Source organism: Ornithinibacillus bavariensis, assembly GCF_050433565.1.
In the GTDB taxonomy this organism is placed as follows: domain Bacteria; phylum Bacillota; class Bacilli; order Bacillales; family Amphibacillaceae; genus Ornithinibacillus; species Ornithinibacillus bavariensis.
In genome coordinates this window covers 36,961-62,742 of record NZ_JBNPWZ010000011.1, presented here as the reverse complement: position 1 = coordinate 62,742, position 25,782 = coordinate 36,961, and the positions used below count along the sequence as shown (strand labels likewise).

Here is a 25,782-nt window from a genome sequence, read left to right as displayed (position 1 = left end):
ATTTATTCCTCCATTGACTTATTAATAAAATAAACTACGATTTGTCATGATAAAAATAGCAGCAATAATGAATAAGCTAATTAACCATGCAAATCTTTTTAACGTTAACCTATGATTAGCTACTAGCTCCTCTGGATTCTCTGATCCAATAATCCTTTTCATGTTTTTTTGAATCATTCCCACCATGCCACTGATCATCAAGAGTAGTACAATTGCTAGTACTACCCATAATTTAGAAGGATAAGATCGATAAACCATTATCATCGACCCTCCTGAGATGGTTAAAAAAATCAATGCATAATGCCCACCTTGAGTAAAATTCAAAACCGTTCTTATCAAAGCCTTTAACTCATCCCCTGTTCTAGAGAACAACGTATTCATCACGAAGGGTAAAGCAAGAAAGGTTCCTAAAAATAAAGAACTTAGTACGTGGACAAATAGTAAAATCGAATACATCCCTACCACACTCCTTTATGAAATACGATGTCCACTTAATTTGGATGATGGAAGCATTCCAGCTTTTGCAACTCCATGCATTTCATTTCCATCTACAGTGACGGTAAACTTTAACGTGAGATGCATGGGCTTTGTCACTTTCATGGTCCACTTTAAGGTATTTCCTTCTAATACGGGGTTATCGAACGTTACTAGTTCCTTGCCTTGCCTTGCTGTTCCAACTATCCGCCCATTTTCCGCTGATAAATAGAGTAATACGGATAATTTTCCAATGGGAGTAGCAATGGTGGTATCCCATACCCCTTGAAAATCGATTAATTCGTTTATTTGGTTTGATGATTCTAAAATAGGTGCTTCGAGGGAATCCTCTTTTTGGCTCTCATTCGGTGCATTTCCTTCTGCCCTCCAAATGGTTCCTCTTCGCTCATACTCAAACAATTGCTCCACAGCATGTGCAATACGAGGACCCAGCTCTCGTTCCACTAAATAAAGGGCAAGATCTAGTCCTGAAGTGACACCACCTCCAGTAATGAGATCACCATCATCTACCACCCGTGCATGAATAGCGTTAGCACCAGTTGTGCTCAAAAGATCCATTCCCATATGATGTGAAACTGCATAACGTCCCTCTAGTAATCCGATCATTGCTAGGATAAGAGAGCCTCCACAAACAGTGGAAAGCAAGATGTCAGGATTGTGAAATGCCTCTGTTAGTAGATCGCTTAATTCCGTTTCTGTTGCTCGTTGTAGTTTAACTGGTATAGCGTCTGGATCATTTGCATCTACTGAACCAGATGCACCTGGGACAAGAATGATGCCACCTGATTGTATAACTAATTTTTCACTTGCTCTTAGCTTCAACTGCTTTACTCCACTTGTCACCATTCGTTCCCCTTCAGCTGAGACAAGTTTAACGGTAACTTCTTCCTTTGCGTACATAGCTGCTGCAGTAAAAACTTCATAAGGTGCTATTGCATCTAATAAATCAAATCCATCGAACAATATAATTTGAACATGCATGCTCAAGACCTCCGTATGGTTATCGATTTTTTAGTAGATTTCTTAAAAAGAGAATTCCTAGTTCCAAGGTAAAGAATAAGCATGAAGTATCTCAAATGAAGTTACATAAATATCACAAAACAATCACAATCCATCACAAAACGTACGTCCAACCTTGTTCCTAATTAGAAAAGTGATAAACTAAAGTTGATTCTAGTAGGCTTGTGGAAAAAAAGGTGGGTTACGAATGACGGGAAACCAAACAGTTCTTGTTGTAGATGATGACAAGAGTATTGTCGAGCTATTAAAGGATTTCCTTGAGAATGATGGATTTGATGTAAAAACGGCATCCAGAGCTACTCAGGCATTGGATGTTCTAAAGCGAGAAATGATACAGTGTATTGTTCTAGACATTATGATGCCAGAACAAAATGGGTTTGATATATGCCGACAAATTCGCGAGGAGAGCGATGTCCCTATCCTTTTTTTGAGTGCCCGAAGTGACGATGTGGATAAAATTCGAGGTTTTGCTCTTGGAGGAGATGATTATATCGTCAAAACAGCTTCACCTGCTGAAATCGTAGCAAGAGTAAAGGCAGTATTACGCAGATCAAGTTCACAAGACTTTAATAGAAGGATATTAAATTATGGTCGTCTTACCATCGATATCTCCATGAGGGAAGTTTTCATCGAAGGTAAAAGTATCTCCCTGACACCGAAAGAATATGACTTATTACAATTATTTGCGAAACATCCGAAATTTGTTTTCTCATATGAACAACTACTTGATAAATTTTGGGAGGGAGTAGGCGATAAGCATACTGTTCGGGTACATATTAGTCGCCTTCGAGAGAAAATAGAAGCAGATCCTAATCATCCAGTAATCATCGTAAACGAATGGGGTATAGGTTATCGCTTTAAAGGAGAGTAAGATGAGAACGACACGAATCCGAACACTTACTATATATTGTATATTTCTTACGTTGCTCGTACCATGGTTGTTTTTTTTACCTGCTCACTTTATTACAACAAAGCAGCTCCATATCGATATGGATGATCTACAGAAGGAGCAGCTGGAAGACACGATTCATCTCGTAGATGAAAATACACATAACTGGACGAACCCTAATTGGCAACGCCAATTTAAACACCATTTACAACAAATGAACATGGATGTATCCATTCAATCTCAGTCAAATCAGGTTATTTTTCAATCCACATCCAAACCTAACAAACCATTTATGAAAACAGAACATTTCTCCGTCATACAGGATGGGGAACTGTTAGGTAGGGTGACAATATCGTATACAAACTCTAGAATAATTCCAATGATTGCCGCTATCGGTGGACTGATTTTCTCCATTATCATCATTGCATGTGTCGTACGATTCTATATTCTGAAGCCACTGGAAAGGCTGAGCTATTGTGCAAGGCAAATAGCAGAGGGAGATCTGGATGTGAACTTACCTAAATCATTCATTAAGGAAGTCGCTGATGTCAATGAGGGATTTAGCGTTATGGTAAAAGGGTTAAAAGAGGCGTTTCAGAAACAAGCAGCGTTAGAGGAAGAACGTCGTTTCGTTATTGCTGCTGTTGCCCATGACTTACGAACGCCATTATTCGCTTTACGTGGTTATTTAGCTGGACTTGATCAGGGCATTGCGGATTCACCGGAAAAGAGAGCAAAGTATATCGCTGTATGTAAAGAAAAGTCGCAGCAGCTCGATCGACTCGTAGAAGACCTGTTCACCTATACAAAAACAGACTACCTAGAGGTGAAGCTGAATAAATCGACTGTTTTCCTCACACAGTTAATACAACTTTCCATTGAAAATCTTACTCCAAATGCTCAAGAAAAGAATATTGCTATTGTCTTGAACAAGTCGGAGGATGATGGAGATATTTTCGGTGATTCTCACTTGCTAGGGAGAGCAATAAATAATTTAATGGACAATGCGGTAAGGCATACACCTTTTGGTGGTAATATTTTTGTTCATAGTTATCAAGCTGATGGCAAACACATATTTACTTTACGTGATACAGGGGAAGGCTTCTCCACCGAGGAGCTGAAGCGAGCATTTGAACCCTTATATCGGGGAGAAGTATCGAGAAACCGCCATACTGGAGGAAGTGGGTTAGGATTAACGATTGCACAACGGATTATTAGGCATCACGGCGGGGACATCGTCTTAAAAAATCACCCTGAGGGCGGTGCGATTATTACAGGGTGGATACCATTGCATCCCCATTTGCCACAATAGTTCCGATAACCTTTATGTGGAAATAAGGAAAAAGTGGCTTTTCTAGACTCCTTTAGAAGGGGGGCAAGCGATTACTTCACTTTTTGTATATTTTTAGCGGTCCACAAGAACGGGGACAAAATGAGGAAGGTATACTTGTAGAAATATTCAGAGGAGCATGCAATTAGTTAGTTATATGATAATAGAACCCGACTAGCCACGATGGCGTGTCGAGCTCTATTCCACTGTCTATTCTTTGGTAGGGGGCTCACTGGAATCGGGTTCACCTTCCTCTGTTAAATACGGAAGTCCAGTACGCATTAGTCCTCGGGTTTCAACTCCCCCCATGCCCTTTTCACCAGTTAATGTATTACGGAGTGCATCCCATACACTTACCTTCTCCATAAATGGTGTATAGGCGACTTTAGCTGCTATATATACAGGATCTAAAGCGTGGATATTAATTCGAAGTGGTGAGCTTGCGAAGTTTGCCCCAGCTCGGATTAAGGATTCAAAGTGAGATTGACATGCGCCTGCAAAAATAACAAGCTGATCTAAGTGAGGTATTCGTTTCCTTGCCTCCCGCACTGTTTCAGCAAAATATTTTGAATGCCTGTAGGCTCGTAAGTCATCCTTTGATCCTTTACTTTTAGAAAATGAATCATGGCCAGTTATGACAATAATATCGGGCTGAATTTTTTCTAGTAGTGTAACGATTTGAAATGGCATTTCTTTTTCATTTACATGAACCCCGTGTACCTGTAACCCTAAGCGTTGGTATAATGCGATACATTTTCTTAAGTATATTGGGTCACCATCTAAATGCAATACCTTTGCAGGCAATTGGAAGTAATCGGCATATTGATAGCCATCCGTTGATTGGAAATCTCGTTTCTCCTTCATTAGCTGATAATCCTGACGGAAGAGACGATAGGAAAATTCCTCCTTTTCCTTTCCCTCCTTCCTTCTATTCTGTAATTCCCTTTCCTCCACCTTCACTAAGTCATCTAATGGTGCATCTGCTTCCAAACGAATATCTTCACCATGTAAGATAGCTTTTTCTTGGGTAATCGATGATATGCGAAATAATAAATCATGATTATAGGATTTTCTGGTTACTAATTCACCTGCTACTCTGCGTTCCATATATCCACCTCACAGCTTTCAAAGGCTAGAAAGCATTCTACCCTATAGCGTATGAGAAACATGCCTAATACGTGCTTTAAAGCAATATAAAAAGCGAATGGTTTCGTATTCCATCCGCTACGCTTCATTTTGTTGATTATAGAAGGCATTGGCCAGCACACTAAATTCTTTCATATCAAGGGATTCCCCGCGCCTTATTCCATCAATACCAATTGAATCTAAGATAGCATTTATTTTTTCCTTTTCGAACATACCTTTAAAATGGCTTGTTAAGTTATTTCTTAACGTTTTCCTTCTCTGTGCAAAACACGCCTGCACAAGTGTGAAAAAGTAATCTTCATCCTCCACGAAGACTGGAGGCTCTTCCCTAGCAACGAGTCTTAAGATACTCGAGTCTACATTTGGCTGTGGCATAAATACTGTTTTAGGTACATTCATGACCACTTTAGCTTCTGTATAATATTGAACAGCAATCGATAAAGACCCATAGCTTTTCGTATTAGGTGATGCTGCCATACGGTCAGCAACTTCCTTTTGAATCATTACTGTTATACTATCGACTGGTAGCCTTTCCCGCAAAAGCTTCATTAAAATTGGGGTCGTAATATAATAAGGCAAATTTGCTACAATATGAATGGTTTGATCGGTGGAGAAATTTTCCCTTATAATCTCATGTACATTAGCCTTTAATATATCTTCATGGATAATTTGAACATTTTCATAATCATGAAGTGTTTCCTCTAAAATCGGTAATAGGCGTCCATCTATTTCAAAAGCAACTACCTTGCTCGAATGAATCGCTAATTGCTCTGTTAATGCGCCAATCCCTGGACCAATTTCAATGGTTCCTGATTGCTTGTCAATTCCCGCATGGTTGATGATGTTTTGCAAAACATTCACATCGACTAAGAAATTCTGGCCAAGGCTTTTTTTGAAGGTAAATTGATAAGTTTGTAAAATTTCTTTTGTACGATTTGGTGTTGCAATATACTTCTTATCCATGAATGTCCTCCTGCTCTATTGTAAGCATTGCCTCTTCAAATTGCTCTTTCGTAATTTGAAACATCATTAGACGCTTTAATAGCTGTTTTCCATTAGTATGTCCGATTTGTAATAGCTCCCCTAGTTTTTCTCGCTTTCGACTTGCACCAGGTCCACCGATAAGCTGGTGATGTATTAAATCCTCTTTTGTAATATTGATTTGTTCCAGATTTGCTAATTCATGCACATCTTCTAGTGCCTGTCTAATTGCTTCCACCGTCGCATGTTCTATTCCTAAGCTTTTATTGTTCGGATGCTTTGCTCTTGCTTTATCCTTTGTTAAAAAAGCATGCTTACATCCAGGTACAGCCTGATCAATGATATGTCGAATTCGTTCGCCAGGATAATCAGGGTCCGTGAAAATAATTACACCACGTTTTTCCTTTGCATGTTTAATTTGCTGCAAGGTCTTTTGATTTATAGCAGAACCATTTGTTTCAATTGTATCAGCATCAACAGCTTGCTTGATTTTTGCTGTATCATCTTTTCCTTCTACAACAATTATTTCTTTTATCCTCAAGAATTGTTCCTCACTTTGTCAAAAATAAAATATGCTCTTACCACTATAACATGGTAAGAGCATGAATTTCATTTAATCTAGAATAATTACTTTAACTTTTCTTACGCCCCACTTGTAAGCATCTGCTTTTGTTGGGACATGTATATCGATTCGATTGCCTTTGATATGACCACCTGTATCTCCAGCAATAGCTTCCCCATAGCCCTCAACCCAAACTCTTGTTCCAAGTGGAATAACACTTGGGTCTACGGCAATTAATTTTGTGTTAGGGTTCGCCTTTAAATTTATTCCAGTAGCAGTATTTCCTGAGCATCCATTACAATAAGCAGTAAATGCACTTGCTGTCATTGTAAACTCTTTCCCACCACTACTAGAAAGCGCTACTAGGTTTTTTGATTCCTTGGTGCCTACGACAACAATGCGGTTTTCACTTTCTTTTGTAACTTTTTCTTTTAGTAGTTCCCGCTTAACTTCTTTACCATTTTCATATGTCACTTCATAGGTTTTTAGCACGGCTCCGTCTGAACCTGATGCAAGGACCTTTTCACTGCCTTTTTCTAGAGAACTATCCTTACGAGTTTCTGTTTTAAAAGCAATAGTGTCCTTTACTTCTTCTGTCTTTTTCTCAATTCGAACGATGGAGATCGTACTGTCCTTTTGAACGGTCTTTTCTATTTCTGGTTCTACTTTATCAAGCTCTGTTAGGACAATATTATTCTTCTTTAACAGTTCTTCTACAGTGCCGCCAGTTGACCAGGCTTTTACCTTTTTACCACCATCATCAATCGTTACCTCAAAAGCTTGATGAATCGTTAATGTTATATCATCATTTATAGCTCCTGTTAACGAATGAGAAATGTCATCACGATCAGTGATAGAAATATTATTCTCTTTTAGAAACGCTTCAACAGTATCAGCAACTGTATAATACATCTTCTTGTTTCCATCAATTGAAAGCATTACTTTGTTGGCTTTTTTATATGCTATTTCCATTCCATTAATAATTTTAGTATTTATATCATGTGAAATGAAATCGTGATCTCCGACTGTAATACCTACTTCTTCAAGCAATTCCTTAATCGTATCGGCATGGGTGTCAATAGTCCTAACTTCTCCATTTTCTGAAAATACTACTTCTCGCTCGGTTGCCTGAAAGATTAGTATAGTAGTAAATGTAGCTAGCGCTACGATGCCGATACATGACATAACCAGCTTCCGTCTCGAGGCCGGCAATAGCTTTGAAAGAATTCGCATGCATCTTGCCTCCTTATTCGAATTGATTATATAGACACTATTATGTAAAAGTAAATGGTAATAGGATTACGGTCTCTTTACAATTTGGTTACAATGGGTAATTCAACCATAATATTCCAACCCATTTAAAAGCTGAGAACGCTTGCTATTACTAGAACGGTAGAACTATTACAAAAGCAAAAAGACTAGAATTTTTTTCTAGTCTTTTTTATCTATAATTAGTATCTTTTTTACTTTTTAGCGATTAATTTGAAATAGTTTAAAGGCATTTTCAGTTGTTTTTTTACTCAATTCTTCTAAAGAAATACCCCTTAATTCTGCTATTTTTTCTGCCACTAGTTTAACATAAGATGGCTCATTTCGTTTTCCCCGATTTGGATGTGGAGCTAAATATGGTGCATCTGTTTCCACTAATAAACGATCGATCGGGACTTCTACAGCTACCTCCTTCGGTAAAGGTGCATTTTTAAAGGTTACTGGTCCTCCCAATGAAATATAAAAGTTCATATCCAGACACTGCTGTACATAGTGTACGGAATCATTATAGCAGTGCATAATTCCTCCCACCTCGGATGCCCCTTCTTCCTCAAGTATCTGAAGAATATCTTCTGTTGCTTCTCGATTATGAATGATAATTGGCATGTTAACTTTTTTTGCTAGCTGAATTTGTTTCCGAAATACTTCCTTTTGGACATCCTTTGGGGACTTATCCCAATGATAGTCAAGCCCCATTTCACCAATAGCGACAACCTTTGGATGATGTGATAATTCCTCTATCCAAGCTAAATCCTCATCGGTCATATCAATCGCATCTACAGGATGCCAACCGACCGCCGCGTAAATCGTATCGTATTGCTCGGCAATTTCGATGGCAAGTGGAATGGTCTCTCGATCAAAGCCAACAACTACCATATACTGTACACCATTGGCAAATGCACGCTGAATTACTTCGTCACGATCTTCGATAAATTGTGTTGCATTCATATGAACATGTGTGTCAAAAAGCATCGTAATTATCCTTTCTACTAAGAAAATCATAGGGACGCCAAAGCTTGAGCATCCGTTCATGTTAAAACCTTTAAAAAAGGTCAGAATTCTACATATGTAGATACTGACCTCTTTTGTTTTTCTATCCTTATTTTACAATAGATCCATTTGGTAGTGATTCTTCGACAGTTGCTAGAGAAAGCTTGCCGTTCTCATCCTCACCAGATAAAATCATACCCTCTGAAAGCTCGCCACGTAATTTTACAGGTTTTAGGTTTGTCACACAGATAACTTTTTTTCCTACCATTTCTTCCGGTGTATAAAATTTCGCGATACCGGAGATAACCTGACGTTTTTCTGTTCCTAGATCAAGCTGTAATTTTAGTAGTTTATCTGCTTTTTCCATTTTTTCCGCATGAATAACCTCTGCTACGCGCATATCTAGCTTCATAAAGTCGTCATAGACTATTTCTGCTTTCTTATCTTCTATTGTTTCTTCTGCTACTTCTGGACCTTGCATCATCGCTTTGATTGCTGCTACTTCATCTTTGACATCTAGTCGTGGGAACAGTGGGCTACCTTTTACTACAGCCGTCCCTGCTTTAATTTGCCCTAGTTTATAGACACTATCCCACTCTTTTAAGGCGTCCTCCTGAATACCTAGTTGTCTAAATATTTCAGCTGGTGACTCGGTTAAAAATGGTTGTAGCATAACAGCGACAATACGTAAGGAATCTGCTAAATGGGCCATCACATTACCAAGTCTATCTTTATTTGCCTCATCCTTCGCAAGCACCCATGGCTGTGTCTCATCAATATATTTATTCGTTCTACTAATTAACGACCAAATGGTAGAAAGTGCGACAGAAAACTGCATGTCTTCAAGTGCTTCTTCTACCTGTGTAATCGATTCTTTAATAGTAGCTTCAAGGGATTGATCTACCTCTGTCTCCCCAAGCTGATACGCTGGGAGCTTTCCATCAAAGTACTTCTCAATCATTGCTACCGTACGATTAAGCAGGTTCCCTAAATCATTCGCTAAGTCAAAATTTGTCCGCTCTACAAAACCTTCCGGAGTAAATACACCATCAGATCCAAATGGTACCTCACGAAGCAAATAATAACGTAGGGCATCTAAACCATAACGATCAATAAGGCTTACTGGATCGACAACATTTCCCTTCGATTTAGACATTTTTCCATCCTTCATTAAGATCCAACCATGAGCAAATACCTTTTTCGGTAATGGTAAGTCTAAAGCCATTAACATGATTGGCCAATAAATCGTATGGAAACGAACGATTTCCTTACTCATTAAATGAACATCTGCTGGCCAATATTTCCTAAACTTCTCATCATTCTCTGTTCCATAGCCGAGTGCAGTAATATAATTACTTAATGCATCAATCCATACATAAATAACATGCTTCGGGTTACCAGGTACCTTGATACCCCAATCAAATGTCGTACGAGAAACGGCCAAGTCCTCTAAACCCGGCTTGATAAAGTTATTTAACATTTCATTTTTACGGCTTTCAGGCTGTATAAATTCTGGATGCTCGTCATAATATTTTACAAGGCGGTCTACATATTTACTCATTTTAAAGAAGTAGGATTCTTCCTTCACCATTTCTACCTTACCGCCACAGTCAGGACAATGTCCATCTACTAATTGCCGCTCCGTAAAGAAGGATTCATCAGAGGTACAGTACCAGCCCTCATATTCGTCTAAATAAATATCCCCCTGCTTAACCAATTGATCAAAAATCTTGGCAACTACCTTTGTATGACGTTCCTGTGTTGTCCGGATAAAATCGTCATTCGTTATTTTGAGCTTTTTCCATAAATCTTGAATACCACTTACAATCTCATCCACATATTCCTGTGGCGTAACGCCTTTTTCTTCTGCTTTACGTTGAATTTTTTGACCATGCTCGTCCGTACCTGTTAAATACATGACATCATAGCCACGCATACGCTTATAACGTGAAATAGCATCCCCTGCAACAGTAGAGTACGCATGCCCTATATGTAATTTACCACTAGGATAATAAATAGGTGTTGTGATATAAAAAGTTTTCTTCTCACCCATTCTATTACCTCCTCGTCATATTTGATGATTCAATGATTCTTCTATTGTATCTATTTTAACAATAGATTTCCATATTTGTTTATTAGAAAGGCTCTTTCATGCAATTATTCTCCGAATTCTCTATTGTTAATCCCTCCCTTTTTATAAAAACGATTGGAAAATATTATTGAATTTATAAGAAAATGGTTTAGTTCTATCGTATAAGGGGTAAGAAAAGAATGTTATTCATAAAATTTTCCTATTATTTCTTGTTTTTTCTGAATATAATTGACGATAATAGGATATTTTTGCTAATATTAAGCAAAAGAAATGTCGAAAAGTGACGATTTATGTGTGATTATTAGGAGGAGGGGAAAGTATTATGAAATCAACTGGCATTGTTAGAAAAGTAGATGAGTTGGGAAGGGTCGTAATTCCAATAGAGTTACGACGGACATTGGACATAAACATTAAAGATCCATTAGAAATTTACGTTGACAATGACAAGGTCATTTTAAAGAAGTATCAACCAAATATGGCCTGTCAAATTACTGGTGAATCCTCTGATGAGAATATCGCATTGGCAGACGGTAAAATTGTTTTAAGTCCAGAGGGCGCCAAGCTTCTCATACAAGAAATTCAATCACGTTTTAAATAAGCTATGAAAAAAAGTTATGAAAAACATAAAAAAGGGCCAAACTGAATAGGTTTTGGCTCTTTTTTTATGTTTTTCAGGAAAATTTTACTCTTTTATGTGATAGCTTTGATATACGTCACGCTTTGGTAAGCCTCTATCCTTAGCAACCTGTTTAATAGCATCCTTACTAGATAGACCTTTTTCGTTCATGTAATATTCAACATGCTCCACTACAGTTAAACCATCCCACCAATTAGCTTCTATATTTATTGGCTCTTCAGAACTACCTTCTACTACAATACAGAATTCACCTTTTAGCTCTTGTTCCTCAGCCCAACCTACCAGCTCTTCCACTGTACCTCGAACAAATTCCTCAAATCGCTTTGTCAATTCACGAGCAATAGCGATTCTCCTATTTCCCAGTGTTTTAGAAATTATCCTTAATGTATCCTTTATTCGATAAGGGGATTCGTAAAATAATAGAGTCGCTTTCAACCTACCTAGACGGTCAAGCTCAGCCTCCTTATCTTTTTGTTTTCTCGGCAAAAATCCATAGAATAGAAATTCCCTACTAGATAACCCTGAACCAACTAACGCACATAAGGCTGCATTTGCTCCAGGTAAAACAACAACAGAATATTGATGCTGGATAGCTGCTTCTACGATCTCAAACCCTGGGTCTGAGATTGCCGGCATGCCTGCATCACTAACAATAGCAATCGATTCTCCATTTGCTAACCGTTCTAACAGTTGCTTTTCCCTTTCCAGTTTATTGTGCTCATGATAACTAAGAAGTGGTGTAGATATTTCAAAATGATTCAGTAGCTTTTTCGTATTTCTAGTATCTTCTGCAGCAATTACAGAGACTGTTTGTAAGGTAGAAAGAGCACGATAGGTTATATCCTCTAAATTTCCTATCGGTGTTGGAACCACATATAACGTACCTTCATCTCGAGGCTCAAAGCTCTTTTGAATCAGCATAATGCATAACCTCTTTCAATTTATCACGTATTAATTGAAACTTTCCTTTTCTTGTTAATTGCTTAATTTCATATTCTCGCTTCATTGCAGCTTCCTTTGTTGGATATCTTTCTACAAACATCACTTGAAAGGGGCCTCGACCACGTGTATATTTAGCACCTTTTCCAGACTCATGCATTTTTAGGCGATGCTCAAGATCATTCGTGTAACCTGTATATAGCGTGTTATCATTGCATTTTAAGATATAGACAGTATGTTCTTCCTCAGTCATAAATAATCTCCTTTGCTTCATCTGTATAGGTTCCATCGTCCTTATAGATAATTAATGGTGGTAGGATATGTAAATCTGCTTTCCCATCACGAATTCCCTCTATTAATAGCATATTCGCTTCACGTCCTTTTTTTGGATAGACAAGACGTAAACGCTTGGGCTCAATTTTATGTTCTCTAAATGTCATTATGATATCGACAAGTCTACCTGGGCGATGTACCATAGCGACCTTACCACCTGGTTTCACATATAATTTACATGCCTTCACCGCATCCTCTAAGGTACAATATAGCTCATGTCTCGCAATGGTTAAGTACTCATTTTGATTATACTCCGTACGATGAGGTGTTTTAAAATAAGGTGGATTACAGGTTACTGTATCAAAGCTACTATGCTGAAGCTGATCCTTTAAATTACGGATATCACCATGTATCATCGTTATTTTCTCTGTTAAATCATTTAGTTCAATACTGCGCTTTGCCATACTTATAATACGGTCCTGAATTTCTACTCCAATAATCGATGCTCTTGTATGTCTTGAAAGCAAGAGTGGAATTGCCCCATTCCCACTACATAGGTCTAATATAGACCCTCTACTTATTGGTATAGACGCAAAATTTGCTAATAATACGGCATCAAGGGAAAAGGAGAAGGCAGTAGGACTTTGAATAATTTGTAAGCTTTCATCTGCGACTAGATAGTCTAGTCGTTCATCATCATATAGTTGAACCATGGAAATTCCCTTTCTTATTGATTTTCAACATTATTTTATTTAATTATCTAAAGCAATACTCATAGATAGTTGCTTCGGCCAAACCCGTGGTCCGAATACACTCCGCTAATTTTGGCTATGTGACTGTTTTAACAAAAAGATATGGGTAAAATATTCTAAAAGAAAAAAGCTGCTTGGTATTCTCCAAACAGCTTTATTATACGTTATTTTGTTTTGCTAAGAAAATCTAAACAAAACATACAGTCCTCGTTTCTGCGGGGACTGCCAAATTCCAAGTTACAAATGTGAAATCCTTCTTCATATAATCGAGCTAGGTTATCATAACCTTCACTCGGCACCTTCAACGATTCCATTTCCTCACCTACTTTATCCTGAGCTGCTTCTTCCAGCTCTAATCTGTTCCGCAGATGATGATTTTCCATGGATAGTCGATGGTTTTCCTCAAGTAGGTCACTTAACTTTCCTTTTAGCTCTCCTAGCTGTTCATACAGTTCGCCAATTTGTTTTTCCATATCTGATACTTGATCAAATAACTGTCTTTTTTGCAATTCGACTCACTCCGTTATTCTTGGCCCTGAGCTGTAACAATTCCTTCTTCGATGAGTTCATCCAAGGTATATTCAATAGTTCGTTCAATTTCCGGGATTTCTATTTGAATGACACGATCCAGAATATTTAAACCGACAACATGACCCTCCCCGTGAGGTGTTTTCACATGCTCACCTAAATCAGGTAGTTCTCTCTTAGCTGCCTCATATTCATCGTTCTCGTATTTTAGACAACACATTAACCTGCCACATAATCCAGATATTTTTGCTGGATTAAGAGAAAGGTTTTGATCCTTCGCCATTTTAATAGAAACTGGCTCGAAATCTCCTAAAAATGTAGAACAGCATAGCATTCTACCACAGGGACCAATTCCACCTAGCATTTTGGCTTCGTCACGAACACCAATTTGCCTTAATTCTATTCTTGTTTTAAACATTGCAGCTAAGTCCTTAACAAGCTCACGAAAATCTACACGACCATCTGCTGTAAAATAAAAGATAATTTTATTTCGGTCGAAGGTATATTCGACATCAACCAAATTCATATCTAGGCCATGCTCTTCAATTTTATCCGTGCAAGCTCGGAATGCCTGGTCTGCATATTCCTTGTTCTCCATAACCGTTAATTTATCCTTGTCATTAGCAACACGGAGAACCTTTTTAAGAGGGAGAACAACATCCTCCTCATCGACTTCCTTCTTGGCAATTACTACTTTACCAAATTCGATTCCTCGTACCGTTTCGACAATCACATAACTATCATTCTCAATATCAAAGCCGGCAGGGTCAAAATAATATATTTTACCCGCTTTTTTAAAGCGGACGCCTATTACTCCTATCATATCATCACCTCTGTATTTGAAGTGTAACCTGTTCCATCACAAGTGTTGGATGAACATTTTGCTTCAATTTTTGTTTTGCCTTTAGCAAATCATGGAGGATGGCAATCAGTTTTTCCTGTGAAAAGGACATACCCATTTGCTCAAGGCGTTCATTTTGGTGAAAGAAAACAGAAGCATTTTCGATTCCAATTTGAAAATAAAGAATATCCTTAAACGCTAAAAGCAATAAATCCAATCCTTGCTCTAGTTGAATTCGTTCCTTAAAATGCTGCATCCAATGATTATGTATAAATAAATATACATCATTTGAATTATCTGTAAATGTTTCTACTAATTGTACCACTAATTTTCGTGCTTCGGCAAACCACTCATCTTGACTTAACGAGATTGCCTCATCCAAATTATTGGTTAGTGCACTCATTAATTTAGCATTTGCCTCACTTAATCCTGTATCTAGTAATCTTTGCTTTAAATGATACGGATTTAAAGGCTGCAAATCAATAACCTGACATCTTGAGCGAATAGTCGGCAAGATTGCTTGACTATTTTCCGTTAGCATGATGGCAGTCGTCTTTTTGTTCGGCTCCTCCAAGAACTTTAAAATACGGTTTGCAGCATTTGTTGTTAATGTATCTGCACCCTTTATAATATAAGCCTTTTGTTCCGATTCAAGACCTGAATATGTGAATTCCTTTTGTAGATTTTTAATTTGTTCTATCTTAATGGATTGTCCTTCTGGCTCAATCCAATGAACATCAGGATGATTTCTAGAATCTATTCGTTTACACGCATTGCAAATTAAACAAGGATTAACACCAGATTTATTCTCACAGAACAATACCTTGGCAATTAGTGTAGCAATTGCTTCTTTTCCTGTCCCTCGAGCACCCTGAATTAAATAAGCATGAGATATGCGGTCCTTTTGAATACTATTCGTTATTATTTTACTAGCCAAAGGCTGTATCTCAGCCACGTCAGACCACGATTTCATAGATTTCAATCCACCTTAAACAGCTTGTCCAACTATTACGTATATATATTAATCAGTAAACCCTTAATTTCACCTATTAACCCTAGTAGGTCTACTGATTTTTTTTCTTGATTCATAATTTCTTCTGTTAATTCCATTAACTTCTCATCTATTTGTTTAACGAGTGTTAGATTTCGGCTACTGCCTGTATAACTAAAGCTCAAAGACTTTTCGATATCCAGTCCATTCGTTACAGCTTCCTCTAAAAATCGTTTAATTAATCGTTTAAATTTCACTAAATCCTTAAACGCTCGAAACCGAGCCAATCGATCACCTTGCACAGTTATATCATTCATTAGCCTTTGTAATTCATTTTGTTGTAGCTTTTGGGTTTGGGACTGAACAATGGACTCAAACGATAGCTGGTTATTTTTGGTTGTACGAACATTCTTTTGTGATGTATCCACCTGCTTTAACATTTCCTGACTTATTTTCACTGTTCAGCCCTCCTTTGACTTTTTTACCTTAATTTAAAACTGAAAAAAAGATTCAATTGGTAACACAAATACTGTTGCACCGCCAACTTCAACCTTAACTGGTCTTGGAATATAAGAATCCGCATTTCCGCCCATTGGTGAAATTGGTGCTACCATTTGTTCGCGGTGTGAGCAATTTTCCTTGATGATTTGAAGCACATCATCTACATACTCATCCTCACAGCCAATAATTAACGTCGTATTTCCTTCCTTCAAAAAACCACCGGTTGTTGCAAGCTTTGTAGATTGGTAATTGCTCTTTCCTAGTGCATCTGTTAAACGATTGGAATCCTTATCCTGAATTACCGCCATTACTAGTTTCATAAAAAACCCTCTCCTTTAATTGATTGTATTTAAAAAATGGGTTATTAATGATAAGCTGTCACTTTCTACCTTTTCCTTAGTTTGGTCTGCATTAATTACCTTAATACGTTCTGGAAATTGCTTAACTAGTATCTGATAGGCTTCGTACACTTTTTCGTGGAAAGCAATTTTTTCTAAATCTAATCGATTACGTTCTCGATCCTTGTTTGCCGCTATGCGCTCTAGCCCTTTTTTTGGTTCAATATCAAAAAGTAAGGTTAGATCTGGCATCGCATTCTGGATGGCAAATTGATTGATGGTAAACACTTCATCCATCCCTAGATCTCTTGCATACCCTTGATAGGCAAGGCTACTATCAATAAATCTGTCACATAATATTACTTTCCCTTTTTCAAGCAATGGTAAAACCTTTTCCACTAGATGCTGTCTTCTAGCAGCTGCATATAATAATGCCTCTGTTCGCCCATCCATTGCCGTGTGGGTTGGATTTAAAATAATATCGCGAATCTTCTCCGCTATATCAATTCCGCCAGGCTCTCTTGTTGTGACCACATCGTATCCTAATTCTTGTAGCTTCGTTCCCACAGAATGAAGGATTGACGTTTTTCCAGCACCCTCCACACCTTCAAATGTTATAAAATAACCACTCACCTTTTGTCTTCTCCTTTAGCTCATTCAAAAACTTCGATGCCTTGTTCGATATCGTGGTGTTGAAATGTTGCTCCTTGTTGTATTAAATGCCGAATTAGGCGAATTTGTTCTTCTGTAATTCGCTCCCCCTTTAAAATCACAGGTATTCCTGGGGGATATGGAATTACTGCTTCTGCAGCAATGTATCCTACTGTCTCCTCTAGTTTAGCTTTCTTCTTAGCTAACTTAAACATCTCATGATAGGAAACAGCTAGTTCTTGTATTGGTTCTTTAAATAATGTTCCTATCTCTATTGTAGCATGATTTGTCTTATATTTATATTGTTCGTTCATGTTTTTCACGATGTTTTCCACACGATTAAAATCCCGGAATTCTTCTAGTCCGTGTATAAATAAAACTTGCTTATCTGTTGCTAGCTCTGGGTATAGTAGATGCTTTTCAAATTCATGTGCTATTTCATAGCCAGATAAGCCTTCCTGAACCTGTAGCGTTATTTTCAATGGATCATGACTGGGCAACACATCCCAATCCTTTCCTTGGCTAAATAGTTGCCTTAACCGATGAGCACTAGTTAATATCGTATTTATTTTTTCCTTTGATAGTGAAGCTAGATAGGCTCTTGCTATATCAAGTGAGGCCATTAATGGATAGGATGGACTACTTGACTGAAGCATTTGTAAATAATGCTGTACACGATCCCTTGATAGTAAATCTGATTTCATATGTAAAAATGAAGCCATCGTCATTGCAGGTGCCATCTTATGTGCCGATTGAACCACTAAATCCGCCCCAAGCTCCACAGCAGAAATAGGAAAAGGATCACCAAGGCTAAAATGAACACCATGCGCTTCATCTACTAAGACAGGAATTTGGTATCGGTGGGCTAAATCAATCATATGCTTTAATGCATATGTATGACCAAAATAGTCAGGATACGTTAATACTAGTCCCTTTGCATCGGGATTTTCATGTAGTGCATTCTCCACCGTAGAATAATCTGGTGCGGTATAACGACAGACAGACTTGTCATATTCTGGACGAATAAAAATTGGCTTTGCACCACTCAGCTCCAGACCATTCATAATGGATTTATGGCAGTTCCGCTGCACAATAATTTTATCTCCTGGTGCGCAGGTTGATAAAATCATTGCCAAATTACCAGCCGTACTACCCCCAACCAGGAAAAATGTGTAATCTGCTTTAAAGTATTCCGCTGCCAATTTCTCCGCTTCGAAGATCACACCCTGTGCTGCATGTAAATCATCTAACCCTGTTAATTCAGTAACATCCAACGGTAAAATAGCCTTAAAATATTCCCTCGCTTCTTCTAAAAAAACCGTCCCATTCTTATGTCCTGGTACATGAAAGGAGAATGGTTTTTTTTCCGCGAACTGTACTAGCTGATAGAACAGTGGCATTTCCTGATGGTTCATTCTCATGTTCCTCCTGAAAAACTATTATTCTTATCATACCAACAAAAATAGCCTTTGTAATCCTAGTACAAAGGCTATTTCCAAAAAAATCTATGAAAGTATTGAGGGTCTATTAATATTTTTTAGCTTTTTTAAATAATAATTATATTTTTCCTCACGAGGCTCGGTATGAATGATATTATACTCGCACTCTGTACAAATAAACATATTGTATATATGGATTCCTTGATGTTTCTTTTCCTCACAAATCCCGCAATTCACGAACTCTACCAATCTTTCTTCCATTTTCCCCACCTCCGTTAAACTAATACTAGTTTGTCCATGTTTAACAGAAGCTATACTAGCAATCTCATGAAAATATTACGGAAGAATGATCATATGAATGGCAGCAAGTGAGGCTATTCCAAATAACCCTAAAAAACCTGATACAACTGCAGTAAAAATATTTATTGGAATATGTAATCCAAACGAGCCACCAAGCACATTAAAAAAGAATAAAAACAATATTCCAATCCCTAATTTAACGGTACCAGTTGCTAAAAATCGAAGTGGCTTAAAGGATGTCCCAACGAAAAGCAATAGAACAATAACAGCAACCATGATGGATATCACAACTTTAGGCTCCATCTTCATCAACTCCTTTTACTTGTCCCTAATAAGTAAATATGAAGTTGAGAAAGAAAAAAGAACAGTTATTATAATTCTATTCATTACAAAATAAAAACACCCACAAAAAATTTTTGTAAGTGTTTTTTAAAGCTATTTACTATATCGCACCGCACTAATCTTCCGGTGCTTTGCTTCCCGAAGTAAAAATAAATACTTGGATTGAGCAATCTTTTCACTACTTCTTCCCTCAAACGTTGGTTCAATCGATTGATTTATTAAGGATTTTATTTGTTTCCATTCCCGTTCGATGGAAAAAATAGCTTCAAGTAGCAGCTCATCGACCTCTCGCTTTTGTTTTCTTTTTTTTCTTCCCACAAGTGTCACCTTACCTTACAGTTCTCTCCTACCCTCTAATGCTTTTGATAATGTGACTTCATCTGCATATTCTAAATCGCCACCAACTGGTAATCCATGTGCAATTCTCGTTGTTTTGATACCAGATGGTTTTACTAATCGCGAAATATACATTGCAGTTGCTTCTCCCTCAATATTAGGGTTTGTTGCTAAAATTATTTCATTCACTTGTTCGTCCTTTAAACGATTTAACAAATCTGGAACATTTATGTCTTCAGGACCAATTCCATCCATCGGTGAAATGGCACCATGGAGCACATGATATTTTCCACGGTATTCCTTCATTTTCTCCATAGCAATGACATCCTTTGGATCCTGTACAACACAAATTACTGAATTATCCCTTGACGGATCAGAACAAATCGCACAAGGATCCTGATCTGTAATATGGCCACAAACGGAGCAATGTGTCAGTTCACGTTTTGCATTAACGAGTGAATTAGCAAACTCAAGTACATCATTATCTTTCATATTTAACACAAAAAAAGCCAGACGAACAGCCGTCTTAGGCCCAATACCTGGCAATTTTGTAAAGCTATCAATCAGCTTCGAAATCGGTTCTGGATAATACATGGTGTTTCCTCCTAGAAAAGCTAAAGGGCCAACCGCATAGTAACTACGGACTGCACCTAAAGCTAAACATCATTGCTCCTAGAAAAGACCTGGAACATTCAATCCTTTGGTAAACTGACCCATTGTCTCATTAGTCTTCTCATCAATTTGCTTTAGTACATCATTGGTTGCAGCTATAATTAAATCCTGTAGCATTTCAATATCATCTGGATCAACAACTTCTTCTTTAATTACAACATCGGTAATTTCCTTTTTACCATTTGCTTTCACGGTTACCATCCCACCGCCAGCTGATGCTTCAAATTCCATTTCAAATAGTTCATCCTGAGCCTGCATCATTTTCTTCTGCATTTTTTGCATTTGCTTCATCATATTACCCATATTTCCCATACCTTTCATGGAAAACGCCTCCTTTTAGTTCAACTAATTAATCATGTATTTCGATCAAGTCATCTCCAAAAAGCTTTCTCGCTTCCTCCACTATTGGATCACCGGTATTTTGCTCTTCGGTATTTGATGGCTCTTGATTCTTCAAATATTCATTACGCAATTCCTGCCAATCCTGGTTCGGAATTGGAATAATCGTTAACGATTTATTTAATACGCTAGTTAATACAGACTCGACAAGCTCACGATTTTCTAAGAAAAGTGAACAGTGTATCTCATATTTAAATGCAACAACTAAAGCATTATCCGATGCAGCGGCAGGCTTTGAATCCTGTATCGTAGCATGTGCTGGTGCACTAGTTGTTTTTAACTTTCCTAAAAAGGCAGCCCACTGTGCTTGCACCTCTTTAAGTGCTGGCTTTTGTGCTTCCTTTAGCACATTTCGAATACGCTCATAAGGTATCTTATAGGTATTCTTTGATTTACTTGGTTGTTGCTTCCTTCTTTCAGGCTGCGGTACAGCATCAGTTTGTACTGGAGCTTGTTTTAAATTCGTAATTTCTTTTTCAAGCTGTGCTAGCTTTTGGGTGAGCTGCATAACTGCTTCTGAAGAAACAGCATTTGTGCTTTCAGCTTGTGCTTGATATTGATTAGAAATGGTTATAATCGCAATTTCAATGAATACCTTTGGATTATTTGACCATTTCATTTCTTGCTGACATTGGTTTAATTCTAAGATAGCAGACTGAATCCATTTGTCAGTTACTTGCTCTGCTACTTTTTGAAAATCCTCATCAATCATTGCTCGTTCCAAAACTCCCTCTAATTGAGGTGCACTTCGATAGAGCAATAAATCACGTAAGAAATAAATGATATCATAAACAAATCGTGCTGGATCTTTTCCATTTTGAATCAGCTCATCGAGCATTTTCAAGGCCAATTGTACATCCTTCTGGTACATAGCAGAAACAATATTAGTTAATATTTTCTGAGATACTCCACCAGTAACCGCAAGAACATCCTCTAATTTCACTCCGTCCTCACTGTAGGAAATTGCTTGATCTAAAATACTAAGCGCATCCCGCATTCCACCATCAGCGGCAAGAGCTACAGCATCAAGTGCCTCTTTTGCTACCTCTACGTTTTCCGCATCGACAATGGTCTGCATACGCTCCACAATCGCTTGATTGGTTATTGGCTTAAAATCAAAGCGCTGACAGCGAGAAATAATGGTAAGTGGAATCTTATGCGGTTCTGTTGTTGCCAAAATAAAAACAACATGCTTTGGTGGCTCTTCCAATGTCTTTAATAATGCATTAAATGCATTAACAGAAATCATATGCACCTCGTCAATAATATACACCTTATAGGGTACAGCACTGGATGCATATTTGACATTATCACGAATCTCACGAATGTCATCTACACTTGTATTAGAAGCAGCATCTATTTCAATAACATCTGATATCGTACCATCCTGTATACCACGGCAAGCTGCACATTCATTACATGGTTCTTTTACAGGAGCATGCTCACAATTAATTGTCTTGGCAAAAATTTTGGCAGCACTCGTTTTCCCTGTTCCTCGGGGACCAGAAAATAAATAAGCATGTGAAAATTTTTGTTGGACAATGGCATTTTGTAATGTTCGAGTAATATGACTTTGTCCTACTACATCCTGAAAAGTTTGCGGACGCCATACGCGATACAATGCTTGATAGCTCATAATGGAATTCCCCTCTTTAATATCTATTTAATTATACCGATTTTACAGGTTAATGTGAATGATAATGAAAAAAAGAATGAAAAGAATGATGAATAGTTCCATACGAATGAAAAGAAGATGAATTGTATGGAGGTTATAGGACGAGGTACAACAAAACCTCTTGTAGGACACAAGAGGTTTATCGCTATTATGTATGCCGTGCACCCACCGTCGATGAAGTAACCCCATGCGTTACTCAAGTTCATGGCTCGGTTTAGGTGACCCTGCGGCACACAGAAATGACCACTTACTGCTGCTTCCTTCCGGACCTGACAGGGTTCGTGGGTTTCTATTGCGCAGGACCTAAACGTCAACACCAATTCCTTGAGGCAGACCACACGGTCACCCACCTCGTGATGGGAATTCGGCCTCGCTATAGCGGATTGCGAGTACAGGGCACCGCTACCTCCCCGCTTAGCACGGTAATACTCATTATAACACGATGATGAAAAAAATCAAAGAGCATGACGGTGAGATATTTTGGAAGATCTACTGTTTTTTTCTCGTTCGTAGCTCCTTAAAAAAATTCGAAAGTAATGAACTACACTTTTCCTCTAATACACCTTTTGTAACCGCCACCTGATGATTAAATCGTTTTTCATCCAACAAGTTCATAAGGGTTCCCGCACATCCTGCCTTTGGATCAGAGGCACCAAATACGACTCGTTTTATTCTTGATTGAACGATAGCTCCTGCACACATCGGACAAGGTTCTAGTGTCACATATAAGGTACAATCCTCTAATCTCCAGCTTCCTACTTTTTTATTTGCTTCACGAATAGCAATCAATTCCGCATGGGATAATGTTTCCTGCGAGGTTTCACGGATATTGAATCCAGTAGCTATCACTTCATCCTGTAAAACAATAATGGCACCGATTGGAACTTCATTCCTTTGGGATGCCTTTTCAGCCTCATTAATTGCCAATTGCATATAATACGCATCGTTCATTTTTTCCAGCTCACTTTAACTTTGGGATTTTCTATTTTTTAATACGATTCACGATTTATAAGCCTTCTTTGGGGTTATCTTAGGTGGATCATCGTATAAGAGATAAAACAGTTGTTTTGTTTTAATTAATGATTTTAATTTTATGAAGGGGATAGTTATTGGCACATACGGAAGAGATTTATTTACTATCATCAAGTTTCTTATTGTTAATAAACACAATAAGTATAGGAATGATGATTACCGACTTTGATCTGACCCCAATCATTATTAATGATAATAATCATATGGTGGAAAAGCTAAGAACCATATAAGATGACTACTTTCTCATTAAACCATAGCATTCTGCTTCTTTTCAAATTCCTTTAATAATCCCTTTACACAATCTAGAAGTAATACACATTATCTGCTGGGTTTTCAGGGGATAGTTGTGTTTTATTGACTGCAAAGGATGTGTATGTGTGAAATTACGATGCATATCCTAAAAAACTGTACGGCCTTAAGAGAAGAGGGAAGCTAGTTGGTATGTACTTATCTACTCCACCCTTAGATGATAGCAACAATTGACCCAAACTAGACATAACGTACATGCCCCCTTTCATAAAGTTTTTATATAGAGACATCAAGTGTTCAGGTAATCTGAAGGAATTTAAGGAGGGAATTTATGCAAATCCACGTTGTCGTACAGGGTGATTCTTTATTTTCTATTGCCAATAGATATGGCACAACCATAGATGCTCTTACAAATGCAAATGAGCTAGATGCCCCTAGTCAATTGGTGGTAGGGCAAGCATTAGTGATACCAATTGTAGGACAGTTTTATTTTGTTCGGCCCGGTGATACGTTATTTTCGATTGCACAACGATTTGGAATTAGCTATCAGGAGTTAGCTAGGATTAATAATATTTCTGTTAATGCAACACTTCAAACTGGATTTCGATTATATATTCCACAACAACCAAAACGAGATATCCTCGTTAATGCTTATGTAGAGCCTACGGGAGGCACTGTTTCCCAAACCCTAGAAAATGCCACTAGAGATACCGCTCCATATTTATCCTATCTTGCTCCATTTAGTTACCAAGTGAATCGAGATGGAAGTTTAACAGCCCCACCACTTAATAACTTCAAGGAAATTGCCAATGCCAATAACGCTAATTTAATGCTAGTAGTTACCACCCTTGAAGAGGGAGCTTTTAGTACGGAGCTTGGACATATCATCTTAACCGTTCAGGCCGTACAAAATAAATTGCTGGATAATATAATCAACACAGCACAGCAAGTTGGTTTTACCGACGTTCACTTTGATTTTGAGTTTTTACCACCAGAAGATCGAGATGCATATAACACCTTTTTACGAAAGGCAAAAGATCGACTGTCACAGGAAGGATTACTCCTGTCAACAGCCCTCGCTCCAAAAATAAGTGCTACACAGCAGGGTGTATTGTATGAAGCTCACGACTATCGTACACATGGTGAAATAGTTGATTTAGTTGTATTAATGACATATGAATGGGGATATAGTGGTGGACCTCCTATGGCTGTGTCACCAATTGATCAAGTACGACGAGTAGTGGAATATGCTCTGACAGAAATCCCTGCCAATAAAATTTTATTAGGTCAAAATTTATACGGTTATGATTGGACATTACCTTTTGTTCAAGGAGGACCATTTGCAAAGGCAGTAAGTCCACAACAGGCAATAGCACTTGCCAGAGAACATAATGCAGCAATCCAATATGATACAACTGCACAAGCACCATTTTTCCGCTACTGGGATGCTCAAGGTAAGGAGCATGAGGTCTGGTTTGAAGATGCCCGCTCGATCCAGGCAAAGTTTGATTTAATTAAAGAAAAAAATCTTCGTGGAATCAGTTATTGGAAGCTAGGACTATCCTTCCCGCAGAATTGGTTGTTGCTGAGGGATAACTTTAATATTGTGAAGTTTGGATGAGTTGGCTTTGGGTTTGGCTTTGGATTCAATATGTTATATTTGACGCTTTGAATGATTTTTTTGAGCTAAGGGGGCGTATGGAAGGGAGCTATTGGACTATAAGGGCTTGGATTTTGGGTTAGCTGGCTATTAGGGTGGTGCTATTAGACTGAAAGTACCTAATTTCCGCATTAACTGTCTATTAGAGCAGTTCTATTAGACTAAAATGCATGATTTCTGCGTGAACTGTCTATTAGAGTGGTTCTATTGGACTGAAAGTGCCTAATTTCTGCATTAACTGTCTATTAGAACCGTTCTATTGGACTGAAAGTGCCTAATTTCTGCATTAACTGTCTATTAGAGTGGTTCTATTGGACTAAAATGCATGATTTCTGCGTGAACTGTCTATTAGATTGGTTCTATTAGACTGAAAGTACCTAATTTCTGCATTAACTGTCTATTAGAACCATTCTATTAGACTAAAATGCATGATTCCCACGTTAACTGTCTATT

The 25,782-nt window shown here is 37.9% G+C and carries 30 protein-coding genes and 1 other RNA gene; 5 read left to right on the top strand and 26 right to left on the bottom strand.

Going from position 1 to position 25,782, the window contains the following annotated elements:
* Positions 1-21 precede the first annotated feature (21 nt).
* Positions 22-456: a hypothetical protein gene (locus tag HNR27_RS15385; RefSeq protein WP_429340409.1), complete on the bottom strand. Its 435-nt coding sequence runs from the start codon at positions 454-456 to the stop codon at positions 22-24.
* 15 nt (positions 457-471) lie between these two features.
* On the bottom strand, positions 472-1,476 hold the full coding sequence (locus tag HNR27_RS15380) for a DJ-1/PfpI family protein (protein ID WP_429340408.1): 1,005 nt from the start codon (positions 1,474-1,476) through the stop codon (positions 472-474).
* 226 nt (positions 1,477-1,702) lie between these two features.
* Between HNR27_RS15380 and HNR27_RS15375 the strand changes: the two genes are divergently transcribed.
* Entirely contained in the window at positions 1,703-2,386 is a 684-nt protein-coding gene (locus HNR27_RS15375; protein ID WP_429340407.1) for a response regulator transcription factor, read from the top strand.
* 1 nt (position 2,387) lies between these two features.
* The gene (locus HNR27_RS15370) at positions 2,388-3,716 is read left to right on the top strand and encodes a sensor histidine kinase (protein ID WP_429340406.1); all 1,329 of its coding nucleotides are present in this window, start codon (positions 2,388-2,390) and stop codon (positions 3,714-3,716) included.
* A gap of 228 nt (positions 3,717-3,944) precedes the next feature.
* On the opposite strand, the gene yabG is transcribed toward HNR27_RS15370, so the two are convergent.
* From yabG to metG, 6 genes are all read right to left on the bottom strand, one after another.
* On the bottom strand, positions 3,945-4,841 hold the full coding sequence (gene yabG, locus HNR27_RS15365) for a sporulation peptidase YabG (protein WP_429340405.1): 897 nt from the start codon (positions 4,839-4,841) through the stop codon (positions 3,945-3,947).
* A 117-nt stretch (positions 4,842-4,958) separates the two neighbouring features.
* Positions 4,959-5,843 (bottom strand): 16S rRNA (adenine(1518)-N(6)/adenine(1519)-N(6))-dimethyltransferase RsmA, encoded by an 885-nt coding sequence (rsmA, locus tag HNR27_RS15360; protein ID WP_429340404.1) that lies wholly within the window; start codon positions 5,841-5,843, stop codon positions 4,959-4,961.
* Positions 5,836-6,402: a ribonuclease M5 gene (gene rnmV / locus HNR27_RS15355; RefSeq protein WP_212921637.1), complete on the bottom strand. Its 567-nt coding sequence runs from the start codon at positions 6,400-6,402 to the stop codon at positions 5,836-5,838. Before rnmV ends, rsmA begins: the two co-directional genes overlap by 8 nt.
* Before the next feature lie 72 nt (positions 6,403-6,474).
* Positions 6,475-7,656, bottom strand: a complete 1,182-nt coding sequence (locus HNR27_RS15350) for a resuscitation-promoting factor (protein ID WP_429340403.1) — start codon at positions 7,654-7,656, stop codon at positions 6,475-6,477.
* 237 nt (positions 7,657-7,893) lie between these two features.
* Positions 7,894-8,664, bottom strand: coding sequence for a TatD family hydrolase (locus HNR27_RS15345; RefSeq protein WP_429340402.1), 771 nt, complete (start codon positions 8,662-8,664; stop codon positions 7,894-7,896).
* A 127-nt stretch (positions 8,665-8,791) separates the two neighbouring features.
* Positions 8,792-10,735 (bottom strand): methionine--tRNA ligase, encoded by a 1,944-nt coding sequence (gene metG, locus HNR27_RS15340; RefSeq protein ID WP_429340401.1) that lies wholly within the window; start codon positions 10,733-10,735, stop codon positions 8,792-8,794.
* A 361-nt stretch (positions 10,736-11,096) separates the two neighbouring features.
* On the opposite strand from metG, the gene abrB reads away from it, so the two are divergent.
* Entirely contained in the window at positions 11,097-11,372 is a 276-nt protein-coding gene (abrB, locus tag HNR27_RS15335; protein ID WP_212921641.1) for a transition state genes transcriptional regulator AbrB, read from the top strand.
* A gap of 84 nt (positions 11,373-11,456) precedes the next feature.
* On the opposite strand, the gene rsmI is transcribed toward abrB, so the two are convergent.
* The 18 genes from rsmI to tadA all read right to left on the bottom strand — a co-directional run bounded on the left by rsmI (position 11,457) and on the right by tadA (position 23,339).
* A complete protein-coding gene (rsmI, locus tag HNR27_RS15330) occupies positions 11,457-12,332 on the bottom strand; it encodes a 16S rRNA (cytidine(1402)-2'-O)-methyltransferase (protein ID WP_429340400.1) in 876 nt (291 codons plus the stop codon).
* On the bottom strand, positions 12,310-12,603 hold the full coding sequence (locus tag HNR27_RS15325) for a GIY-YIG nuclease family protein (protein WP_212921643.1): 294 nt from the start codon (positions 12,601-12,603) through the stop codon (positions 12,310-12,312). Before HNR27_RS15325 ends, rsmI begins: the two co-directional genes overlap by 23 nt.
* Positions 12,596-13,336, bottom strand: coding sequence for a tRNA1(Val) (adenine(37)-N6)-methyltransferase (locus HNR27_RS15320; protein ID WP_429340399.1), 741 nt, complete (start codon positions 13,334-13,336; stop codon positions 12,596-12,598). The genes HNR27_RS15325 and HNR27_RS15320 overlap by 8 nt, the downstream gene beginning before the upstream one ends.
* A 203-nt stretch (positions 13,337-13,539) precedes the next feature.
* A complete protein-coding gene (gene yabA / locus HNR27_RS15315; RefSeq protein ID WP_373306349.1) occupies positions 13,540-13,848 on the bottom strand; it encodes a DNA replication initiation control protein YabA in 309 nt (102 codons plus the stop codon).
* Between the two features lie 50 nt (positions 13,849-13,898).
* Positions 13,899-14,726, bottom strand: coding sequence for a PSP1 domain-containing protein (locus HNR27_RS15310; protein ID WP_212921646.1), 828 nt, complete (start codon positions 14,724-14,726; stop codon positions 13,899-13,901).
* A gap of 4 nt (positions 14,727-14,730) precedes the next feature.
* Positions 14,731-15,717, bottom strand: a complete 987-nt coding sequence (gene holB / locus HNR27_RS15305) for a DNA polymerase III subunit delta' (protein ID WP_429340398.1) — start codon at positions 15,715-15,717, stop codon at positions 14,731-14,733.
* Between the two features lie 35 nt (positions 15,718-15,752).
* Positions 15,753-16,193: a YaaR family protein gene (locus HNR27_RS15300; protein ID WP_212921648.1), complete on the bottom strand. Its 441-nt coding sequence runs from the start codon at positions 16,191-16,193 to the stop codon at positions 15,753-15,755.
* Positions 16,194-16,226: 33 nt separating this feature from the next.
* On the bottom strand, positions 16,227-16,556 hold the full coding sequence (locus HNR27_RS15295) for a cyclic-di-AMP receptor (RefSeq protein WP_212921649.1): 330 nt from the start codon (positions 16,554-16,556) through the stop codon (positions 16,227-16,229).
* Between the two features lie 15 nt (positions 16,557-16,571).
* Positions 16,572-17,207 (bottom strand): dTMP kinase, encoded by a 636-nt coding sequence (gene tmk / locus HNR27_RS15290; protein WP_429340397.1) that lies wholly within the window; start codon positions 17,205-17,207, stop codon positions 16,572-16,574.
* Between the two features lie 20 nt (positions 17,208-17,227).
* Positions 17,228-18,640, bottom strand: a complete 1,413-nt coding sequence (locus tag HNR27_RS15285; protein ID WP_429340396.1) for an aminotransferase class I/II-fold pyridoxal phosphate-dependent enzyme — start codon at positions 18,638-18,640, stop codon at positions 17,228-17,230.
* A gap of 90 nt (positions 18,641-18,730) precedes the next feature.
* A complete protein-coding gene (locus HNR27_RS15280; protein ID WP_212921652.1) occupies positions 18,731-18,925 on the bottom strand; it encodes a sigma factor G inhibitor Gin in 195 nt (64 codons plus the stop codon).
* Between the two features lie 75 nt (positions 18,926-19,000).
* On the bottom strand, positions 19,001-19,267 hold the full coding sequence (locus HNR27_RS15275; RefSeq protein WP_212921653.1) for a pro-sigmaK processing inhibitor BofA family protein: 267 nt from the start codon (positions 19,265-19,267) through the stop codon (positions 19,001-19,003).
* A 132-nt stretch (positions 19,268-19,399) separates the two neighbouring features.
* Complete coding sequence (locus tag HNR27_RS15270; RefSeq protein WP_429340395.1) at positions 19,400-19,624, bottom strand: YaaL family protein; 225 nt, start codon at positions 19,622-19,624, stop codon at positions 19,400-19,402.
* A gap of 15 nt (positions 19,625-19,639) precedes the next feature.
* The gene (recR, locus tag HNR27_RS15265; protein WP_212921655.1) at positions 19,640-20,236 is read right to left on the bottom strand and encodes a recombination mediator RecR; all 597 of its coding nucleotides are present in this window, start codon (positions 20,234-20,236) and stop codon (positions 19,640-19,642) included.
* A gap of 78 nt (positions 20,237-20,314) precedes the next feature.
* Positions 20,315-20,635, bottom strand: coding sequence for a YbaB/EbfC family nucleoid-associated protein (locus HNR27_RS15260; RefSeq protein ID WP_212921656.1), 321 nt, complete (start codon positions 20,633-20,635; stop codon positions 20,315-20,317).
* A gap of 28 nt (positions 20,636-20,663) precedes the next feature.
* Positions 20,664-22,349 carry a DNA polymerase III subunit gamma/tau gene (gene dnaX / locus HNR27_RS15255; protein ID WP_429340394.1) on the bottom strand — a complete coding sequence of 562 codons (1,686 nt, stop codon included), beginning with the start codon at positions 22,347-22,349 and terminating at the stop codon, positions 20,664-20,666.
* 196 nt (positions 22,350-22,545) lie between these two features.
* Positions 22,546-22,811, bottom strand: an RNA gene (gene ffs, locus HNR27_RS15250) — signal recognition particle sRNA large type.
* Between the two features lie 66 nt (positions 22,812-22,877).
* A complete protein-coding gene (gene tadA / locus HNR27_RS15245) occupies positions 22,878-23,339 on the bottom strand; it encodes a tRNA adenosine(34) deaminase TadA (protein ID WP_429340393.1) in 462 nt (153 codons plus the stop codon).
* A gap of 158 nt (positions 23,340-23,497) precedes the next feature.
* Here tadA and HNR27_RS15240 point away from each other — a divergent pair, with 158 nt between their 5' ends.
* Positions 23,498-23,650 carry a hypothetical protein gene (locus HNR27_RS15240; protein WP_429340392.1) on the top strand — a complete coding sequence of 51 codons (153 nt, stop codon included), beginning with the start codon at positions 23,498-23,500 and terminating at the stop codon, positions 23,648-23,650.
* Positions 23,651-24,000: 350 nt separating this feature from the next.
* Positions 24,001-25,290 carry a glycoside hydrolase family 18 protein gene (locus HNR27_RS15235; RefSeq protein ID WP_429340391.1) on the top strand — a complete coding sequence of 430 codons (1,290 nt, stop codon included), beginning with the start codon at positions 24,001-24,003 and terminating at the stop codon, positions 25,288-25,290.
* The last annotated feature ends 492 nt before the right edge of the window (positions 25,291-25,782 follow it).

Bases quoted from the DNA above. Each gene is read 5' to 3' on its own strand.
- rsmA (WP_429340404.1), bottom strand. From the start codon at position 5,843: ATGGATAAGAAGTATATTGCAACACCAAATCGTACAAAAGAAATTTTA.
- HNR27_RS15285 (WP_429340396.1), bottom strand. From the start codon at position 18,640: ATGAACCATCAGGAAATGCCACTGTTCTATCAGCTAGTACAGTTCGCG.
- recR (WP_212921655.1), bottom strand. From the start codon at position 20,236: ATGTATTATCCAGAACCGATTTCGAAGCTGATTGATAGCTTTACAAAA.
- HNR27_RS15385 (WP_429340409.1), bottom strand. From the start codon at position 456: ATGTATTCGATTTTACTATTTGTCCACGTACTAAGTTCTTTATTTTTA.
- yabG (WP_429340405.1), bottom strand. From the start codon at position 4,841: ATGGAACGCAGAGTAGCAGGTGAATTAGTAACCAGAAAATCCTATAAT.
- HNR27_RS15235 (WP_429340391.1), top strand. From the start codon at position 24,001: ATGCAAATCCACGTTGTCGTACAGGGTGATTCTTTATTTTCTATTGCC.
- dnaX (WP_429340394.1), bottom strand. From the start codon at position 22,349: ATGAGCTATCAAGCATTGTATCGCGTATGGCGTCCGCAAACTTTTCAG.
- holB (WP_429340398.1), bottom strand. From the start codon at position 15,717: ATGAAATCGTGGTCTGACGTGGCTGAGATACAGCCTTTGGCTAGTAAA.
- yabA (WP_373306349.1), bottom strand. From the start codon at position 13,848: ATGGAAAAACAAATTGGCGAACTGTATGAACAGCTAGGAGAGCTAAAA.
- HNR27_RS15375 (WP_429340407.1), top strand. From the start codon at position 1,703: ATGACGGGAAACCAAACAGTTCTTGTTGTAGATGATGACAAGAGTATT.
- HNR27_RS15280 (WP_212921652.1), bottom strand. From the start codon at position 18,925: ATGGAAGAAAGATTGGTAGAGTTCGTGAATTGCGGGATTTGTGAGGAA.
- HNR27_RS15380 (WP_429340408.1), bottom strand. From the start codon at position 1,476: ATGCATGTTCAAATTATATTGTTCGATGGATTTGATTTATTAGATGCA.
- tadA (WP_429340393.1), bottom strand. From the start codon at position 23,339: ATGAACGATGCGTATTATATGCAATTGGCAATTAATGAGGCTGAAAAG.
- HNR27_RS15260 (WP_212921656.1), bottom strand. From the start codon at position 20,635: ATGAAAGGTATGGGAAATATGGGTAATATGATGAAGCAAATGCAAAAA.
- HNR27_RS15310 (WP_212921646.1), bottom strand. From the start codon at position 14,726: ATGATAGGAGTAATAGGCGTCCGCTTTAAAAAAGCGGGTAAAATATAT.
- abrB (WP_212921641.1), top strand. From the start codon at position 11,097: ATGAAATCAACTGGCATTGTTAGAAAAGTAGATGAGTTGGGAAGGGTC.
- HNR27_RS15370 (WP_429340406.1), top strand. From the start codon at position 2,388: ATGAGAACGACACGAATCCGAACACTTACTATATATTGTATATTTCTT.
- HNR27_RS15295 (WP_212921649.1), bottom strand. From the start codon at position 16,556: ATGAAACTAGTAATGGCGGTAATTCAGGATAAGGATTCCAATCGTTTA.
- HNR27_RS15345 (WP_429340402.1), bottom strand. From the start codon at position 8,664: ATGCTTTTTGACACACATGTTCATATGAATGCAACACAATTTATCGAA.
- HNR27_RS15350 (WP_429340403.1), bottom strand. From the start codon at position 7,656: ATGCGAATTCTTTCAAAGCTATTGCCGGCCTCGAGACGGAAGCTGGTT.
- metG (WP_429340401.1), bottom strand. From the start codon at position 10,735: ATGGGTGAGAAGAAAACTTTTTATATCACAACACCTATTTATTATCCT.
- rsmI (WP_429340400.1), bottom strand. From the start codon at position 12,332: ATGCTGATTCAAAAGAGCTTTGAGCCTCGAGATGAAGGTACGTTATAT.
- HNR27_RS15325 (WP_212921643.1), bottom strand. From the start codon at position 12,603: ATGACTGAGGAAGAACATACTGTCTATATCTTAAAATGCAATGATAAC.
- HNR27_RS15320 (WP_429340399.1), bottom strand. From the start codon at position 13,336: ATGGTTCAACTATATGATGATGAACGACTAGACTATCTAGTCGCAGAT.
- HNR27_RS15275 (WP_212921653.1), bottom strand. From the start codon at position 19,267: ATGGAGCCTAAAGTTGTGATATCCATCATGGTTGCTGTTATTGTTCTA.